The organism is Pararhizobium qamdonense (assembly GCF_029277445.1).
GTDB lineage: Bacteria > Pseudomonadota > Alphaproteobacteria > Rhizobiales > Rhizobiaceae > Pararhizobium > Pararhizobium qamdonense.
On sequence record NZ_CP119567.1, the window covers coordinates 737,904 to 756,299 of the forward strand.

At 59.9% G+C, this 18,396-nt stretch carries 16 protein-coding genes; 6 read left to right on the top strand and 10 right to left on the bottom strand.

What is annotated here, in order from left to right; translation table 11 throughout:
- Positions 1-55: 55 nt before the first annotated feature.
- The 3 genes from PYR65_RS24555 to PYR65_RS24565 all read right to left on the bottom strand — a co-directional run bounded on the left by PYR65_RS24555 (position 56) and on the right by PYR65_RS24565 (position 4,587).
- Complete coding sequence (locus PYR65_RS24555; protein ID WP_276121350.1) at positions 56-2,083, bottom strand: multicopper oxidase family protein; 2,028 nt, start codon at positions 2,081-2,083, stop codon at positions 56-58.
- A gap of 753 nt (positions 2,084-2,836) precedes the next feature.
- The gene (locus tag PYR65_RS24560; protein ID WP_276121351.1) at positions 2,837-3,082 is read right to left on the bottom strand and encodes a hypothetical protein; all 246 of its coding nucleotides are present in this window, start codon (positions 3,080-3,082) and stop codon (positions 2,837-2,839) included.
- A gap of 2 nt (positions 3,083-3,084) precedes the next feature.
- Positions 3,085-4,587 (bottom strand): S8 family peptidase, encoded by a 1,503-nt coding sequence (locus PYR65_RS24565; RefSeq protein WP_276121352.1) that lies wholly within the window; start codon positions 4,585-4,587, stop codon positions 3,085-3,087.
- Positions 4,588-5,074: 487 nt separating this feature from the next.
- Between PYR65_RS24565 and PYR65_RS24570 the strand changes: the two genes are divergently transcribed.
- The 6 genes from PYR65_RS24570 to PYR65_RS24595 all read left to right on the top strand — a co-directional run bounded on the left by PYR65_RS24570 (position 5,075) and on the right by PYR65_RS24595 (position 11,020).
- Positions 5,075-6,004: a TauD/TfdA dioxygenase family protein gene (locus PYR65_RS24570; RefSeq protein ID WP_276121353.1), complete on the top strand. Its 930-nt coding sequence runs from the start codon at positions 5,075-5,077 to the stop codon at positions 6,002-6,004.
- A gap of 30 nt (positions 6,005-6,034) precedes the next feature.
- Entirely contained in the window at positions 6,035-7,114 is a 1,080-nt protein-coding gene (locus tag PYR65_RS24575; protein WP_276121354.1) for an ABC transporter substrate-binding protein, read from the top strand.
- Positions 7,115-7,211: 97 nt separating this feature from the next.
- Positions 7,212-8,036 (top strand): ABC transporter permease, encoded by an 825-nt coding sequence (locus PYR65_RS24580; RefSeq protein WP_276121355.1) that lies wholly within the window; start codon positions 7,212-7,214, stop codon positions 8,034-8,036.
- Positions 8,026-8,814 carry an ABC transporter permease gene (locus PYR65_RS24585; protein WP_276121356.1) on the top strand — a complete coding sequence of 263 codons (789 nt, stop codon included), beginning with the start codon at positions 8,026-8,028 and terminating at the stop codon, positions 8,812-8,814. The genes PYR65_RS24580 and PYR65_RS24585 overlap by 11 nt, the downstream gene beginning before the upstream one ends.
- On the top strand, positions 8,811-9,665 hold the full coding sequence (locus tag PYR65_RS24590) for an ABC transporter ATP-binding protein (RefSeq protein ID WP_276121357.1): 855 nt from the start codon (positions 8,811-8,813) through the stop codon (positions 9,663-9,665). The genes PYR65_RS24585 and PYR65_RS24590 overlap by 4 nt, the downstream gene beginning before the upstream one ends.
- The gene (locus PYR65_RS24595) at positions 9,662-11,020 is read left to right on the top strand and encodes an LLM class flavin-dependent oxidoreductase (protein WP_276121358.1); all 1,359 of its coding nucleotides are present in this window, start codon (positions 9,662-9,664) and stop codon (positions 11,018-11,020) included. Before PYR65_RS24590 ends, PYR65_RS24595 begins: the two co-directional genes overlap by 4 nt.
- A 248-nt stretch (positions 11,021-11,268) precedes the next feature.
- On the opposite strand, the gene ggt is transcribed toward PYR65_RS24595, so the two are convergent.
- The 7 genes from ggt to PYR65_RS24630 all read right to left on the bottom strand — a co-directional run bounded on the left by ggt (position 11,269) and on the right by PYR65_RS24630 (position 18,377).
- A complete protein-coding gene (gene ggt, locus PYR65_RS24600; RefSeq protein ID WP_276121359.1) occupies positions 11,269-12,861 on the bottom strand; it encodes a gamma-glutamyltransferase in 1,593 nt (530 codons plus the stop codon).
- Between the two features lie 38 nt (positions 12,862-12,899).
- Entirely contained in the window at positions 12,900-13,592 is a 693-nt protein-coding gene (locus PYR65_RS24605) for an ABC transporter permease (RefSeq protein ID WP_276121360.1), read from the bottom strand.
- On the bottom strand, positions 13,589-14,302 hold the full coding sequence (locus PYR65_RS24610) for an ABC transporter permease (RefSeq protein WP_276121361.1): 714 nt from the start codon (positions 14,300-14,302) through the stop codon (positions 13,589-13,591). Before PYR65_RS24610 ends, PYR65_RS24605 begins: the two co-directional genes overlap by 4 nt.
- Before the next feature lie 67 nt (positions 14,303-14,369).
- Complete coding sequence (locus tag PYR65_RS24615) at positions 14,370-15,215, bottom strand: transporter substrate-binding domain-containing protein (protein WP_276121362.1); 846 nt, start codon at positions 15,213-15,215, stop codon at positions 14,370-14,372.
- Positions 15,216-15,306: 91 nt separating this feature from the next.
- On the bottom strand, positions 15,307-15,978 hold the full coding sequence (locus tag PYR65_RS24620; protein ID WP_276121363.1) for a GntR family transcriptional regulator: 672 nt from the start codon (positions 15,976-15,978) through the stop codon (positions 15,307-15,309).
- 199 nt (positions 15,979-16,177) lie between these two features.
- Entirely contained in the window at positions 16,178-17,212 is a 1,035-nt protein-coding gene (locus tag PYR65_RS24625; protein WP_276121364.1) for a sterol desaturase family protein, read from the bottom strand.
- A gap of 163 nt (positions 17,213-17,375) precedes the next feature.
- On the bottom strand, positions 17,376-18,377 hold the full coding sequence (locus PYR65_RS24630) for a LacI family DNA-binding transcriptional regulator (protein ID WP_276121365.1): 1,002 nt from the start codon (positions 18,375-18,377) through the stop codon (positions 17,376-17,378).
- Positions 18,378-18,396: the final 19 nt, after the last annotated feature.

Genomic DNA, 18,396 nt, shown 5'->3' on the forward strand with positions numbered 1-18,396 from the left:
GGCTGCAACAGACGGGGCGGCGTTGGGTTTCTACTCAAGCGTGCCAATGAGCGCATCAATGATGTGTTTGCTGCCCATTGATGGACTGCGTTGAATTGATTTCACTCACATTGCCATCCGGCGGCACAATGGCGATGTTTTGCATCATGCCCTGATCCTCGTGATCCAGAATGTGGCAATGCAATACGAAAGCGCCGATGTAGCGCTGGTACCGCGTGCGGATCTTGATCTGATACATGCCCCTCGCATTGGCTGCGGTCGCGGCACTTTTGATCCAGAGCGTATCCTTCCAGACGTTCTTCAAACCTCGATATTGCGGATCCACCGGTCCGGTCCCAGCCGGACTGAAATCATCGATAGCGTCCGGCGCACTGACATCCCTGCCGTTCGGGTCGAGAATGGACACGATCTGGAAAGGATTGACATGGATATGAAATGGATGGCTGGCGATGCGTGACTGTAACGTCCATTCCTCGACGGCGCCGAGCGGCAGCTTGCGGTCAAGCCGGGCGGGATCATAAGGCTGCCTCTCCGCAGCATTCAGGCTATTGGACACGCCAAAGACAGGCGGTGTTCCGCTGGTATCGATCTGGAACGTCAGCTCCTGCTGGCCCGTGACCTCGCTTTCGGCGACGTCCGGATGGGGGATGAATTTGCTGAGCTTCAATCCATCGCGCAAGTCATTGACGACAACCGGTGCAATCGACGGCATCTCGTCGGTGGCGGCAGTGGACAGGAGGTCCGCCAGATGGCTGTCAATATCTGAGAAGGCTTGACCGGGTGTCACCTCAACGGTGCCGATCAGGCGCTCCGGAGGGCCATTGCCATTGACGGATCCGGCCCGGGTTGCCGCAGCGTTGATCACACAGTAGGTCCCGGGCTCGGGAAAGGCGATCAACGCATCGAAGCGATATCCTGGCTGGAGGGTGGCGATATCGACCTTTTGCGCCTTTGACATGGTCAGTCCGTCGGCCGCGACCAGGTGAAAGGGGACTTTCGCACCGGTGCAGGCTTCGTGAATGACTTTGTTTGCGGCCGCGCGGTCGAGCTTTTCAGGCAAGGGTGCAGGGGTGTCCATTTTTACGAATGTCAAAGCGATGGTGTCGCGGACACCGGCATGGATCAGCCGCCAGCGCTCCACCTGCCCCTGAGACGTCTGAAACGACGGCAGGACGACGCCATTGACGGACGTGTACCGTCCGGACGCAAGCCATGCGCCCGGTGCAAAAAGCCCGTAGTCTTCGATCCTGCCCGTGTCGCCCTCGTCACAGCGATAGGTGCCGTCGGCATTCGTCTTCGGCCCCACCGAGCCGTCCGGCTTCTGCTCGTCGCAGGCATACTGGATCTGCTGGAAAACCTGCACACGCTCGCGAAGGCCTTTCAGCAGCACATCCAGATCACCATTGCCGTTCTGGCTCGGAAGCCGGTCGCCACGAATGATCAAGGCACCGGCCATGCCACTTGAGACCTGCAGAGCCGTCGATCCATGACGGTGGGTGTGGTACCAGAAGGTTCCTGCAGGATGCTCACCCGGAATATTGTATTCGTACTGAAACTTGACGCCCGGATTGATCGACAGGAGCACATTGTCGCCATTGCCGGCGGGATTGACCCAGAGACCATGGGTGTGCAGGTTCGTTCCGTTTCCGCAATGCGGCTGATTGGGATGGGCGCTGCCGCTCGCGCAGGTCGGGTCGGCTGGCAGCTGGTTATCCAGATTGATGCGAACGGTGTCGCCGGGTGCGGCCTCGATCGTCGGCGACACATAGGGCGCGTCCGCGCTGACATCGGTTCCGTTGTAACTTCTCAGCTCGACATCGTCATAGCTATCCGTTGCGGGATTGTAGAGCTTGCTCCTGGTATAGACAATGTTCAGGTTCAGCAGTTTTTCGTGCGGCAGCGTTGCCAGCGGCTCCACCGTATTGAAAAGGATTTTCGATTGCGCCTGCGTCGAGGACTGGAGAACGCGCGGGTTCGACACCGCTCTTTCCGCATCCTGCGCACTGGCCACGTCCGGAGCCCATATGACGACGGCGACAGCGAAACCGGCCGCACAAAACCATGTATTTTTCCGCGTCTGCATTCCTAGCCCCCTATAGGTTAAATCAACGATCAGTCCTGTCTGAACCTGCCATGCACGGAACAACAAATGGGCTTTCCGCTTCGCGTGGGAAGCGCCCTGCCGTCTCGCCGGCGATGGCGCTCGATCGGCGGCCAGCCAGCGGCGGTCATTCTCGTCATTTCGTCCGACCTCCTGGGATGCTTCCGCCCCGGATTGACGCGAGCCACCCCATTTAGATCGCCACCTACCCGACAGCCTTTCGCTCAGCGGCATCCGTTTCGACACAACCTACGTCCCCAGCTCCCGCAGATTGCTCGGGAATGGGTTCAGGGTAATTTTGGAAATGTTCGTTAAACGGGATTTCTGAATTGAAGCGACAAGCCATTTATGGCCGCCTCTTCGCCAAGCGTGTCAGTTAAACGGCGAAAACCGTCGCGGGTTGCAATCTCAACAGGAGCCTATCCGGCAAAAACCAGACCTTCAGCAATTCTTAAATGACTTCGAAAATCCAAATACGTCTGGAAAGAACGACACAATCTCCCCTGATCGAGGCCGTCAATTTAAAATCAAATAGCCGTAAAATTTATATACTTAAAGTTGATTTATTTCACAAGATGCAATCTTAATATTTTAGCAACTGACTCGATGAAAAGTACCCCTCAAGTTCGCTCAAGCCGCCGTTTTTGAAAAGATGGGAAAAGCTCAGTAGGGGAATTTTCTTGATAAGACCTTGAGCGCTTATGGTGAAAACACCGCTTCGAATGTCCGGAGGAATTACCAGCCGATTTTCTTCTGCGTATCTGGAACGGCGTAACGCTTCATCGGCGTGGCCTTCCATCCGTCCATCGCGTCTGTCGCAATGCGCAATGTCTCTTCGTCCCCCTCGACCAGAAGCGAGGACGCTTTTTCATCGATGACCACAGCGCCAGCGCGCCCAACCTTTTCGGCCATCTCATGGGCAGACAGCCCGGCCTCGCCGTCCCTGCGCAATATGACCTGCCGCCTCGTCGCGTCGCTCATGATCATCCCTTGCCCGGTAGCCCAAAGCCTTCGTAGTCGCGGCCAAAGCCAAGTGGGATGGCTGACCCGAAGAGACGATCCCGAAGAGCCGTGCTGCGATCTGCCCCGTTGAGCCCCAATATAATGCTGTCTTCGGCCAAAAGGAAGGCGGCATAACCGGCGACTGCGGGGCTTGCCATCGACGTTCCGCTCATCGCTCCGAATGTGCCTCCCGGCAAGGCCGAAACGACGCCAACCCCCGGCCCTGTCAGGTCGATCTGCGGCCCGAAGTTGGAGAATGCGCCAAGAAAGGTCTGATGTGCCCCATAGGGCCGCGCAATGTCGCTTGCTTCCGATGACGAGGGCGGAAAGGCGTCTGTCCAGCCCATGGCCGATACGGCGATGCAAAACGGCAATGCACCGGGAAAACTCACCGGCTTGCGGCCATCATTGCCAGCGGCGGCAATCACCAGAACGCCGCTGTCCAATGCCGACCCGATGGCAGCCCGGACCGCCTCGTCTTCCTCTCCTCCACCCAGGCTGAGGTTGATGATATGGCACCCGTCCTGAACAGCCCGGTCAATCGCATTCATGATATCATAGTTGGTGGCGCCGCCACCCGTATGGGGAAATACGCGGTAGCTTCTTAACGTGACACCGGGCGCAACGCCGGCAAGATCCAGTCCGGCTGCTGGCCGTGCCCCAACGATACCGGCCACATGCGTGCCATGTTCGCCATCGACAGCAGCCGGACCCCAATCGGCGATCTGACCGGGATCGCCCATCGTCTCGGCCAGAACCATGTTTGCGCCACCCGACACATTCGGCAAAAGCGGATGATTGCCGTCAACGCCGCTGTCGATGATGCCGACAACGACGCCTTGGCCGGCATTCAACGGAAGAGCAGTCCGGAACCGTCGCAGGGCCAGGAGGTCCTGGCTGAGGTCAATCGGCTCAAGCTGCAGGCGTGCGCCATCGGCAAGATTAAAATTCCGCTCGAAACGGCCCCAATGGCGTGGAGGACCGTAAACGTAGATCCGCTCCAGCGTGGTGCCGGAGGCAATCCGCAGGTGAACCTCCCCATTCGTATCCGTGCGGCCTTCATCACCGGCCCGCGTGCGGAAGCTACTGAATGCGATGACGCGCGCACTGGCAAGCGGGGCTCCGGCCGCGTCCTCGATCCGCAGGACCGCTCCTTGTGCGGACGTGGCAGAAACTGCAGCCGCAGCCACACGCTTGATCTCGTGGATAACACGCATCTTTTCGTAGATGACGAGAGGCACGATCTTCAGCGACGGCTCTTCGAGCCTCAGTTGCAGTTCCGTTTCTGGTGTCATCCGCACCAGCTTGGGCCCATCCGCACTGACGGAATCGATCACATCGACCTTGCTGATCGCCGCGCGTGTAGCAGCATCACCGCCACCCAGTGCCGCCGCAACCGGTCTTGCCGCCCGTAGCGTCGCCGCATGGGCCAATGTTTGAGACCGGAAACCGTATGCGGGAAGAACAATATATTGCTTCAACATCAAAAGGTGCCCCCACAGAAATCGGCGCCAGAACCTCGAATCGAACTTTCAGAAATTGATTGTTTTGTAAATTTATTCTCTTCAAGGTGGTATTAACAAACATAATGGAGACCGTCCAGCAAAACGCAGGCTCAGGGCTCAGGGGTGGGCTAAACAAACGGTAGGAAGCGAAAGATTCACGTCTACGCACTCCAACGGGTCCGCCATGCCCCGTCGTTTCACGCTCGGAAGCCTGCACACCTCACCCTCACTGTCCTATTGTCCGAAAATGCAGGATTGAAAGAATTGATGGGCAGTAAGCTTCAAGTACCGGCGACATGTTTCGCCAACTCCGGTATATTTAGAATATTTTCTCTATAGAATTTATCAATTATTCTATTCGATAGGCCCATCGACTTTGAGCGATGAGACTTTTAACGCCCGGCGGATGTCGTGGGGGCGGATGTGACTTGCTGTCTCTTATCCAAGAACAACCAGGAGATTTTTCATGAGCAATCCAGTCCTCGTCAACCAGACCATCCCGGCCTCGGACGTCGTGCCGCTGACCGGCCGGGTCGGAGCCGAAATCAGGGGCATTCGTCTTGGCGGCGATCTTTCGGACGCGACGATCGCAGCCGTCAACCAGCTTCTTTTGAAGCACAAAGTCGTGTTTTTCCGGGGTCAGGATCATCTGGACGATGCGGAGCAGGAACTGTTCGCGCGGCGTCTGGGCGATCTCGTTGCGCATCCGACGCAAGGGCCGGTGGCGGGCACGGCCTCCATTCTCAATCTCGATTCCAGCCGGGGCGGCGGCCGGGCGGACCAGTGGCACACCGATGTCACTTTCGTGGATGCCTATCCGAAATTCTCGGTTCTGCGCGGCGTCGTCATTCCGGCGGCCGGCGGCGATACGATCTGGTCGAACACGCATGCAGCGTATGAAAGTCTGCCCGAGCCGCTGAAACTGCTGGCCGACAATCTGTGGGCCATTCACAGCAACGCCTATGACTATGCGGCTGTGCGCCCCCGCGCCACTGCCGACGAAAAGAGGCATTTCGAGGAGGTCTTCACATCGACGATCTACGAGACCGAACATCCCGTCGTGCGGGTCCATCCGGAGACCGGAGAGCGCTCGCTGCTGCTTGGCAATTTCGTTCAGCGCCTTGTCGGCCTTTCCAAGAGCGATTCCGCACGGCTTTACGAGGTGTTCCAGTCCTACGTCACCTCCCCTGAAAATACCGTGCGCTGGCGTTGGCAGGCCGGAGACGTGGCGATCTGGGACAATCGCGCCACCCAGCATTACGCCGTCAACGACTATGGCGATCAGCACCGGGTCGTCCGCCGCGCCACCGTCGATGGCGACATTCCCGTCGCTATCGACGGGCGCCGTAGCGTCACGCATGTCAAGGCCGCCAAGCCTTCGGCAAAAGCCGCCTGAGCGCTTAAGATTTGGGGACAAGGAAACACCATGAAACGTCTTATCATCGCGGCGATCGCTGCCCTTATCACCTCCTCGGCTTGGGCCGAGGAGGTCACCATCCGCTTCGGTTATCCCGGCATCGGCCTCGACAACCGGCAATATTCGCAAGGGGACGCCACATCCTACGCCCGTGCCCGTGACTTCATCGAGAAGGAATTCGCAGCCGACAAGGATGTGAGGATCGAATGGACCTTCTTTCGCGGCGCGGGTCCCGCCCTCAATGAATCGGTTGCCTCCAATCAGCTCGACTTCTTCCTTTTGGGCGACCTGCCGGCCATCGTCGGACGCTCGCGCGGTCTCGAACACAAGTTCGTCTTTGCGACCGGCCGCCACCAGCCGATCTATCTCGCCGTACCGGCTGACAGCACCATTCAATCCATCAATGACGTGAAGGGCAAGAAGGTCGCGCTGTTCAAGGGGACCAACCTGCAGCTCGCTACGGATCGCGTTTTGTCCACCCACGGCCTGAAGGAAAAGGACGTCCGTTTCATCAATCTCGACACGAATGCGGCGGTCCCGGCGCTGACATCAGGGAATGTCGATGCAGTGTTCGGCGGTCCGGAATATCTGGCGCTGGCCAAGAAAGGCATCGTGAAGATCGTCTACACCACCAAGGGCGACGATCCGACGCTGGGGCGCAATTCGTCCTATCTGGTGACGACGGCCTTCGAACAGGCGCATCCGGATATCACGCAGCGTGTGGTCACAACCTTCGTCAAGGCTGCGGCTTTCGCCTCGGACCCCGCCAACAAGGACGAAGTCTTTGACGGCTGGTCGCTCTCCGGCTTCCCCAAGGAGACATTCGAGGCCGATATCGAGGGCGACACGCTGGCAAACCGGCTGAACCCCTTGATCGATGACTTCGTCGTCGCCCGCTACAAGGACCAGGCTGCGCGGGCAAAAGCCTACGGGCTGATCAAGACCGACGTCGATGTCGATGGCTGGCTCGAGCCGAAATATCTGCAGCAGGCGCTGAAAGACCTGAAGCTGGAAACCTACTGGTCGAGCTTCAAGGCCGATGGCGAGATCGCAACGGCCGGCGTTCTCGACAAGAAGCAGACCAACTGATGCCCCTGAGCCGGCGCGGGCCATACCTGGTGCGCGCCGGCTCTTTCGTAAAAGCCGGATTTTTCGCAAGAGCAGCCTTTCCGCAAGAGGATGACAGATGACCCTGACTGTTTCCGCCGACCCGCCCGTGGAGCGGCGATCCATCGTCGTTCCGGCGGTGCTGACCGATATTGCCTACGGCCTGTCGCTGCCGCTTGTCCTGCTGCTCGCCTGGGAAAGCGCGTCGCGCTTCGGCTGGCTTCCGCAACAGATCCTGCCGGCGCCCCAGGTGGTCTGGGCAACTCTGGTTGAACTCTGGAATGACGGATCGCTCATCGATCATACGCTGCGCAGCCTTTGGCGTGTGGCCGCAGGCTTTTCTGTTGGCGCACTTGCGGGCCTTGCCATCGGCGCAGCTCTCGGTCTCCTCCCCCGTATCAGAGCTTTCATCTGGCCGGTCTTCACCGCGATCGCCCAGGTGAACATGCTGGCCTGGCTGCCGCTTCTCGTGCTGTTCATCGGCATTGACGAGGAACTGAAATATGTGAGCATCGCCTGGTCGACCGCCATCCCGGTCATTCTGGCGACCACACGCGCCATCACCAACGTTTCGCCGAAACTGCTGGAACTGGGACGCGTTCTCGATTTCACGCCGCTCCAGCGCTTCTTCACCATCGTCCTGCCTGCGTCCCTGCCATTGCTGTTTACCGGCATCCGCGAGGGACTGGCGTCCGCCTGGCAAAACCTGGTGATCGTCGAACTGTTCGCCTCATTCGAGGGCCTCGGTTATCTCATGGTCTGGGGACGCCAGCTCTTCCAGCTGGAAATCGTCATCGCCGCGATGATCATCATCGCCGCTATCGGACTGCTTCTCAACGCATCGCTGGAATATCTGGAGCGGTTCGTGCAGCCGTGGAAGCCGGACGCTGCCCATGCGCGCTGAAACCTCACCGTTCCACCGTCTGTCTAACATCACGCACTACTGGCGTCCTTTCGCGGCCTTCGGCATCGCCCTGCTTTTCTGGCTGGCAGCGTCGCGGTTCGGATGGGTCGATCCGCGTTTTCTACCCTCTCCAGGCTCAGTTGCCAGCCGTGCGGCAACGGAACTGACGACAGGAACGCTTGCGTTCGATGTCGCGGAGAGCCTGCGCCGGAACCTCACCGGTTTTGCCATCGGCGCCTCGGCTGGCCTGTTTCTCGGCCTTGTGCTCGGTTTCTCGCGCACGGCAGAGCGGATCGTCGGACCGACGCTGCTGGCATTCCGCCAGATCGCGCTGTTTGCCTGGGTGCCGCTCATCTCTGTCTGGTTCGGCGGTGCCGAAGCCGGAAAGATCGCTTTTATTGCCGTCGCCGCCTTTCAGCCCGTCGTCATCAACACATGGCGCGGCGTGCGTGACCTTCCTGCGGCTTACCGGGAGCTCTCAGCCGTGCTGCTGTTCAGCCGCCTCGATTTTGCCCGCCTGGTCGCGCTGCCCGGCGCCTTGCCCGCGATCTTTACCGGCCTTCATTCCGGACTGATCTATGCCTGGCTCGCCACGCTCGGCTCGGAACTGTTCCTCAATGTCACGCCCGGCATCGGCGGACGCCTCAACGAAGCCAGCCAGCTGTTTGAGATGGACCTGCTGTTTCTCGGGATCATCGTGCTGGCCGGGATCGGCCTTTTCTATAATAGCTCCGCCCTTTGGCTAGAGACATGGATCCTCAGGAGACGAACGCGATGAATCAGATATCTCACGCATCCGCATTTCAGGCGGCGGCTCCGGCACTGCAGATACGTGCGCTCAACAAGAGCTTTACCGTCGCCGGGCGCACGCTGAAAGTGCTGGAGGGAATAGACCTTTCGATCAAATCCGGCGAATTCGTCACGATCGTCGGCGCGTCCGGCTGCGGCAAATCCACTTTGCTGCGCCTGATCCTCGGGCTTGATCTCGACTTTAGCGGTGATCTGCTCGTCGATGGCGCCCGGGTTCTCCGGCCGGGTCTTGACCGCTCCATCGTCTTTCAGGATCACCGGCTGCTGCCCTGGCTCACCGTCGAGGCCAATATCGCCGCCGCCCTGCGCCGTAGCCCGCTTTCACGGGCGCAAAAGCAGGCGACGGTGCGCGAGCATATCGGCCTTGTCGGCTTGACGCAGTTCGCAAAGGCCTACCCCGCGCAGCTCTCGGGCGGCATGGCCCAGCGCGTGGCCATCGCCCGCGCGCTGGTCAATCGTCCGCGCTTTCTTTTGCTCGACGAACCGCTCGGCGCGCTGGATGCGCTGACACGCCTCAAGCTGCAGGACGAACTGAAGCGGATCGTCGAGCATGAAAACACGACCGCCCTGCTCGTGACCCATGATGTCGATGAGGCCGTGCATCTCGGCCACCGGATCGTCGTCATGCAGCCGCATCCCGGCCGGATCGCCACCATCCTCAACATTCCGGAAAAAGCGCGGCGGGACCGCTCGAGCCGGGACTTCATTGACCTGCGCGACGAGGTTCTCAGGCTTCTCGGCGTCGATGCCGGGACACGCCAGGCAAGCGAACCCGCCGTTTTTGAAACAACCGGCCAATGCACGAGGCAAGACGCATGACACACCGCCCCCAATTGAAGCTCGGCGCTTTCCTGATGTCTCCCGGCCATCATGTCGCGGCATGGAGGCACAGTAGCGCCACCGCCGATCTCGGCTCCAATTTCCGCGCCTATGCCGATATCGCCCGCAAGGCCGAAGCGGCAAAGTTCGATCTTCTGTTTCTCGACGACAATCTGGCGGTCAAGGATACAAGTCCTGAAACCGGCTCCCGGTCCGCACGCGCGGCCTTCTTCGAGCCGATCACGCTGCTGGCAGGCCTCGCCGCCGTGACCGAGCGGATCGGCCTGACGGCCACCGTTTCGACAACCTTCAACGACCCCTACACGCTCGCCCGCAAATTCGCCTCGCTGGATGTTTTGAGCGACGGACGCGCGGCCTGGAACCTCGTCACCTCCAATACGGAGGTCGAGGCGCGCAATTACAGCACCGCGCCGCATCTTCTCCACGCCAAACGTTACGACCGCGCCGAGGAATTCATCGACCTCGTCATCAAGCTCTGGAACAGTTTTGAGGATGATGCCTTCGTCCACGACAAGGAAGGCGGGATATTCTACGATCCCAGCAAGCTCCATGCCGCAAACCATTCCGGCACGCATTTCTCTGTCGCAGGCCCCCTCAATGTCGGCCGCTCTCTCCAAGGGCAGCCCGTCATCGTGCAGGCTGGCTCTTCCGAACCGGGCAAGGAACTGGCGGCACGCACGGCGGAGGTGGTCTTTACAGCGCAAAACACCCTCGCAGAAGCTCAAGCTTTCTACGCTGATCTCAAGGGGCGCATGGCCAAGTACGGGCGGGAGCCGGACGAACTGAAGGTCATGCCCGGCATCTTCCCCGTGATCGGCCGCAGCCGCGCGGAAGCGCAGGAGAAATTCGAGGAAATGCAGGAGCTGATCCATCCGGCTGTCGGGATCCGCCTGCTTTCGGACATGATCGGCGGGTTTGATCTGTCAGCCTATCCGCTGGATGGCCCGGTTCCCGAACTGCCCGAAACCAACGGCGGCAAGAGCCGGCAGCACCTGTTGTTCGACATTGCCCGGCGCGATAATCTGACGATCAACCAGCTTGCCAAACGCATCGCCGGCGCACGCGGCCACTGGCAGGTGGTCGGCACCGCAGAGGATATTGCCGATCAGCTCGAGGATCGCTTCTTAAACAATGGCGCCGACGGCTTCAACATCATGCCGCCAACACTGCCGCAGGGCCTCGACGATTTCATTGCTTTGGTCGTCCCGGAACTGCGCAGGCGGGGCCTGTTTCGCACAGAATACGAAGGCCGCACGCTGCGCGAAAATCTCGGCCTCGGCGCTGCCCGCAGGACGGCGGCAACGCGGGTTCAGCGGCTGCAGGCTGCGGAGTAGATCGTTGTCCTGAAGGGCTTGTCCCGGCTTTAACGCATCGATACTTCTCCACTCTCTGCGGGAGGGTGGAGGACATTCGAGGGGAAAAACTGACTGTCCGGGCAATCACTCTCTGCTTGTCGCCAAACCCTTCTGGTCCGCCCGATATGCTGAGACCGCAAATGAGGCTGGGATACAGCTTTGCGTCGCTGAAGCGTCCTAAAATCGGGCGACAGTTCAACCAACCGCAATACGCAGTGCAGAAACAATCAAAGCCCGAGCGCAATCCCGTCCTTTCGCGATTCCGATCCGCCGGTCAGCGTTCCGTTGTCCCAGTCAATGCGGATGGCCTGTGCACCGCCGATTGGGTCTTCGGCTGCGGCGATGACAAAGCCGCGCCGCGTGAGTTCGGCGGCGGTTGCGTCCGGGAGCGTGTGTTCGGCTTCGACGACCGTGCCGTTGGATGTGGGAATCAGCCGTGGCAGGTCGATGGCTTCCTGGATGTCCATGCCGTAATCGAACAGCTTCGAGATCAGATGCGCGTGGCCCATTGCCTGGTAGTAGCCGCCCATGACGCCGAAGGGCATTTCGACCCGGCCGCCGCGTGTCACCATGCCGGGAATGATTGTGTGCAGCGGCCGCTTCAATGGTGCGATCACGTTGGGGTGGCCGGGTGTCAGCGAAAAGCTCTGGCCCCGATTGTGCAGCAATACGCCCGAGCGCGGCGCCACCAGCCCGGTGCCGAAACTGTCGAAGACCGAGTTGATGAGGCTGACGGCGTTGCGATCCCGGTCGACGACAGAAATATAGACCGTGTCCCGGTGCAGCGGCATATCGAAGGACGGCAGGTCGGTGCGTGCGCGGCGCAGATCGATCATGGCTGCCAGCTTGTCGGCCAGTGCATCCGACAATATTTCGTCGACGGGCACATCCGCTTTCTCCGGATCGGCCAGCCAGGCATCACGCGCAGCATAGGCAAGCCGCGTCGCTTCGATTTCGATGTGCAGCCGGTCGGGCGATTGCGGATCGCCCTTGGCCTCAAAGCGGCTGAGGATGTTGAGGATCAGGAGCGCGATAATGCCCTGGCCGTTGGGCGGGCATTCGTGCACCGTGTAGCCGCGAAATTCCGTGGTGACAGGCGTCACATAGTGTCCAGCCGCCGTGGCAAAATCCTCCAGCGTGTGAAGCCCGCCCAGCCCGTTGAGATAGGCGACCATGTCCTGCGCCACCGGTCCTGTGTAAAAGCCGTCGCGCCCTTCGTTTCCGATACGCTTCAGCGTTCCGGCAAGTTCCGGCTGGCGATGAACTTCGCCAATCTTCGGCGCCCGTCCTCCAGGCAGAAAGATACGTGCGGCGGTCGGATCGGCCGAAAGCAGGTCCACCTCCCGCGACCAGTCGCGGTGGACACGCGGCGAGATCGCATAGCCCTCCTCAGCGAACTCGATCGCCGGCGCGAGAACATCGGCGAGCGGAAGCCGGCCATGATCCGCATGGAGCCGTGTCCAGGCATCGATCGCGCCAGGGATCGTCACGGCTGCGGCGGACTGGCGAGGGACCTGCGCAAGGCCGCGCTCGTTGAACCAGTCGAGCGTCAACGCAGCCGGTGTGCGGCCGGAGCCATTATAGGCGACGACCTGATCGGAACCGTTCGGCGCAAAGAGCACGAAGCAATCGCCGCCGATGCCCGTTGAGCCCGGCTCGACGGCGCACTGAACGGCGCAGGCGGCAATGGCGGCGTCCATCGCATTTCCGCCGGCCTCCATGATCTGCAAAGCCGTCAATGTCGCGGATGGGTGCGATGTCGCCGCCATCGCATGACGGGACACTGCCACGGATCGTGTCGGCTTTTCGAAATTGCGCATATTGTTCTCTCCCTGCAGAATAGTCCGGCGCACGCCTGTTACGAACGGGTTCGATAAGGTGTGAGCCGCAGTTCGAGCGCGTTCAGCGCCCGGATGATGACAAAATTGATGGAAATGTAGATCGCACCGGCTGCCACGAAGACTTCCATGGCGCGGTAGGTTTGAGAAATCAGACCTTGTGCGATCCCCGTCACCTCCATGAGCGTGATGATGGACGCGAGCGATGTTCCCTTGACCATCAGGATGATTTCGTTGCCATATGCCGGTATCGCCTGCCGCAGCGCCAGCGGCAGCACGACGAGCCTGAGCGTCATCACCCGCGACATGCCGAATGCGGTCGCAGCCTCGACGAGCCCAACCGGTACGCTGCGAATAGCGCCGCGCAGGATCTCGCTGCCATAGGCGGCGGTGTTGAGGGTCAGCGCAATGATCGCGCACCAATAGGGTTCCCGGATCAAGCCCCAGAGACCGATTGCCTGGAGCGAGGGACGGAACTGGCCAAGACCGTAATAGATCAGGAAAATCTGCACGAGGAGCGGCGTGCCACGAAAGACCGCCACGAAGCTGCGGATAGGCCAGACGATTACGCTGTGGCCGCCCTGCTGGGCCAGCGCCAGCGCCAAGGCGATCCCGAAACCCAGTGCCAGCGACGTGCCGGCAAGCTGCAATGTCAGTGGCAGGCCGGCGAGCAGGGCAGGAATGATCGAGACGAAGAAGCCGAATTCGCTCATGCGGATGCCGTTCCCCGCCAGACCCGCGCTTCACTGAGGCGGAAGACCAGGCCAGTCACACCGGCAATGACGAAGTAGAGTACGGCGGCCGCGATATAGAAGACGAACGGTTCGCGCGTCGATCCCGCGCCGATCTGTGCCTGCCGCATCAATTCGACAAGACCGATGACAGAGATCAGGGCTGAATCCTTCAGCACCAACTGCCAGACATTGCCAAGGCCCGGAAGCGCATGGCGCAGCAGTTGCGGCAAGAGCACCAGGCGCAGCGCCTGCAACCGGGCGAGACCAAGCGCATTGCAGGCGTCGAATTGGCCATTGTCGATCGCCTGATAGGCGCCACGATAGACTTCAGCCTGGTAGGCTCCGGAGATGATGGCGATGGCCAACACGCCGGTGGCAAAGGCCGGCAGGCCGACGAAACCGGCGCTGCCAAAGGCCCGGCTCACCGCCGTGAGCGCGACGCTGCCGCCATAATACAGCAGATAGATCGTCAGGAGATCCGGCACGCCGCGAAAAATCGTGCCATAGGCACCCGCAAGCCACGCGCAAACCTTTGACGATGACAGCCGCGCCGCACTCGCCAAGGCCCCGAAAACGGCGCCGAGCAGAAAGCCCAGGACCGACAGGGCAAGGGTTACGCCTGCGGCCGTCAACAGGGCAGCACCCCAGCCGCCATCACCAAAACCAAGGATATGCATTGTATCGATCATGCGCGCTCCAAGCTTCGTTGCACCCCATCCGGCAGGCGGGCACCCGCCGGAAAGGGCCTGTCCGCACCTACTTGACCGGTGTCACGTCCGTCTTCACCCATTTCTCCGAAATGCGCTTGATCGTGCCGTCGGCAATCGCTGCGTCGATGGCGCCATTCAGCATCTCTTTCAGCTTGGTGTCCTCCTTGCGCAGCCCGGCCCCTGTGCCAAGGCCGAAGACACCGCCGACGAAGCCCGGACCGGCCACGGTGAAACCGGAAAATTCGGCCTTTGCGAGCGTTGCAGCAAGTGCTGTCTGCTGGGCAAACAGCGCATCGATCCGGCCGGCGGAAAGATCGAGATCGTGCTGTTCGGTCGTCTTATACTCACGGATTTCCACCGTATCGGCGAAGTATTCTTTCAGGAATTCGAGATTGGTCGTTGCGGCCTGCACACCGACAATCTTGCCCTTCAATAGAGGCTTGAGTTTTTCGATCGCCGCGATGGAGCCGGCGCCGCCGTCCAGCTTGAACTTTTCCGCAGACAGGCCAAGCTTGCCGAGATCGCTGTCCTTGGCCACCGCAAAGCCTGAAGGGTCAACGGCATAGGGCTGGGTAAAATCGATGGTTTCCAGCCGTTTCGGCGTAATGAACATGCTCGCCATGATCACGTCGAATTTGCCGACCGTCAGCGAGGGGATCAGGCCATCCCAGTCCTGCGCGACAATGGTGCATTGAACCTTCATCCGGGCACACAGATCATTGGCAAGTTCGACTTCGAGGCCATCGAGCTTGCCGTCGGCGGTGGTGAAATTCCAGGGCGCATAGGCGCCTTCTGTGGCGATGGTGATCGGGGTCTCCTGCGCGGAAACGGCGGTGGCAAATCCAAGCATGCTGAAGGCAGCCGCAAGCGCGGCCATGTGACGGATCATCATGGACATTCCTCTTTCTCTCATGCCGTTGAACGGCGGTTCCCCTGCCCGCGCCGGATATTTTCCCGGCTACGGGCGATGTTACCGGCCGGCGTCAGCGCCGGTTCGGACTTGCAAAATCGGCCAGCATCGGTGCCGTGCCGAGAATATGCTCCCGCATCACCTGCTCGGCGTGCTGCACGTCGCCCGATCGCAACGCGACGATCAAAGCCGCGTGTTCCTCGCGTGCAGACAGGGGCTTGTCGATGTAATCGAACCAGATGCGCATATAGGGTTCGATCACCGCGTGCAGGGCGGAGATCTGATGGGTAAGTTTCGGCCGTCCGCTGAGCGCATAAATCCGGCCGTGAAACTCCTGATGGCGAACAACCCAGTCGCTACTGTGGCTCTGGCCCGCACGCTCCATGCGATCGAGCAGACGCTCAAGCTCGTCAAGCACATCCTCGTCGATCCGCGGCATGGCCAGACGGACCGCGAGCCCCTCCAGCACCGAGCGCATCTCGAAAGCCTCGTATAATTCATCAAGCGTCAGGCCGGCGACGATACAGCCCCGGTTGGGCCGCAGCACCACCAGGCCATCCGACGCAAGCCGGCGGAAAGCCTCGCGCACCGGCATGCGGCTCATGCCGATCTCGGCCGCGATCTCTTCCGGTATCAGCCGCTCGCCTGCCTTGTAACGGCCAAGGCGCAACTTCTGCTGAATATGACGATAGGCCTCCTCTTCCGCAGTCGCGGCGGACGCTGGATGGCTGAAGCTTGAAGACATGTCATGGACCAAAGTGATTTTTGTATCCACTTATCCAATCATCATTTTGCGGTTGCGTCAAGCGCTGGCGAGACGGCCTGGTTGAAGGCAACGTCACTTTGTTTGAGCTTCAAAGGCGATCTGAAGGTTGCGAAATTGCCGCAAACGCCGATATGCTTTGCGGTGATAGGACGAGCACCGTCGGAGGCTGAAACCCAGCTCATTCTACAGCCTCCCCGGCCGCACTGCGGGCCTTGCTGGCTGCCAGCTTTTCTTTGCGCTTGCGATAGCGCTCCTGCATCTGCGCTTCGCCTTGCGGCGAGCCGTCATGCCAGGTGCCAAACCACTTATCGAGTGGGATCAGCGCATCGCCGTAGTTCACTTCAAAATATTTGTGATGCAGGTAATGCGCATAGGCGTGGCTATCGACCAGCTTCTCCTCGCCCACCTCGACCTTGTCGAAGCCGACATGGCCGGGAATTGCGCCAAAGCCTGCATAGTGCAGCTGATAGAGCATGATGATCGGGTTGGACGGCAGGATGAGGTGATAGAATGCGGTTCCGAAATAGAGCAGATGCTCAACCGGATGCATCGACAGCGACGACCATGGTGACGGATTGACCGAGTTGTGATGAACCGAGTGCACCCACTTATAGAGCAGCGGCGTGTGGATCAGCCGGTGAACGCAGAAGAAGTGAAATTCGTGGATGATCGGGACGACAAGCGCCACCAAAGCCAACGTCCAGGGATTTTCGGCCAGGGTGAGCCACGGTGCATATCCATTGGCATAGGCCCAGAGCATGCTGGCCTCGATCGCGGTCCAGATGGTCACTCCAGACAGGAATGTGCGCAGGATGTTGTCCTTGTTCTGGTTTTCGAACCAGAACGCGCGGCTTTTATGCTCCGATGGGAATTTTCCGTTGTATTTAAACCGGTTTTCCTGCCGCTTCAGCACGTAAAGATGCAGTTCGAATGCGCCGTAAAACAGGAAGACACAAACGGCATTGACGGCATAAAGCCAGGCAATCCAGCCAATGCCGAGCGTCCTCATGGTCTCGACCGGCGGGATGATCCAGGCCCAATAGGCCACTGCCGAGGCAGCAAAAATCATGTTCCAGGGAAAGAAATAATGCGGCAGCCATTTGAGGATTGCCAAGAACCGCGTTGGGAACTGAAACAAGGGTGCATATTGCACCGGCTCGTTCGGCGCCCAATCACCGCGTTTGTTACGCTTCCCGTATTTCAGATCGTCCATCAGTGCTCTCCCTGCATCAAACCGCCGTTTGCGCGTTCACACGAAGCTTTCAATTGAAGGAGCGAATGGCGCTTTGCCGGATGTTACGAGTGAACGTCTCCTCCCTACCCCCTGATTAGCAGGTGGAGCTACAAACGCCGAAGACTTCATTGATCAGATTAGATCAGAGGCCTTCAGGGGTTATCGTGATGAACCGGATGGGGCTGGGATCGGGCTCGATCTTCGTCAAGCCGATACGGAAGAGTATCCAATCAAGTGCGCGCTGCGCCTGCGCTTCCGGCGCTTGATCGAGAACCACATCAACAATACCGTCGCGCAAGGCCGCACTGGTGTAGTCGGTCAACTCGTGAGCGATGAACAGGATGTCACGGCCGCGCTTTTCGCGCCGCAGGAGATCGATGAGCGCCGAGTTGGCGCCACCGGCATTGTATAGGCCGACAAGGTTCGGATATTTTTCAAGCGCATAGGACAGCGACGTCTTGCTATATTGCTCCTCGTCGCGGCTGAAGCCGACCCAGTCGAAACTCACATCGCCGGGGTGGTCGCGAAAATAATCGGAAAATCCGCGCATGCGCTCGCGGTGAACCTGGTAGATCGGATGGCAAAGCCCGATCACCGGACCGGACTGTCTCGCCATTCGCATTATGAAATGGGCTGCAGTGCGTCCCGCTGCATAATTGTTGATCCCGACGAACTCCCCGTTTGTTTCCGACGCCCGGGTCACCACATGGACGATGGGAACACCCCGGCCAGCGACCGCTGCCACAGCTGCATTGATCTTGGGACTATTGGGAACTGCGAGGATGAGACCAGCGCGCGTGCTATCCGTCGATAGGATGCGCTTGGCTATCTCGTCCGGATTCATCTCATCCGTAAAACTGCGCTGGACCACCACGAAGGGGTCGAGGGTGCCGGCAATGCTCTCAAATGCCTGCGAAAGCCGCCGGTAAAAGGTCGTTTCCGGCCGGACCATCAAGACCTCGATCCGCATCAGTCTGTGGTAGGCATCCGGAAGGATCCGTGGATAATTCAATGTCCGCGCTGCCAAGGTCACCTTCTCAACGAGTTCAGAACGAACGCCCCCGCGCCCGTTCAGCACCCGTTCGACAGTTGCCGTGCCCACGCCGGCAACGCGAGCGATATCCTGATAGTTCGGCCGAACCATACCGTAACCTTTGAAATCT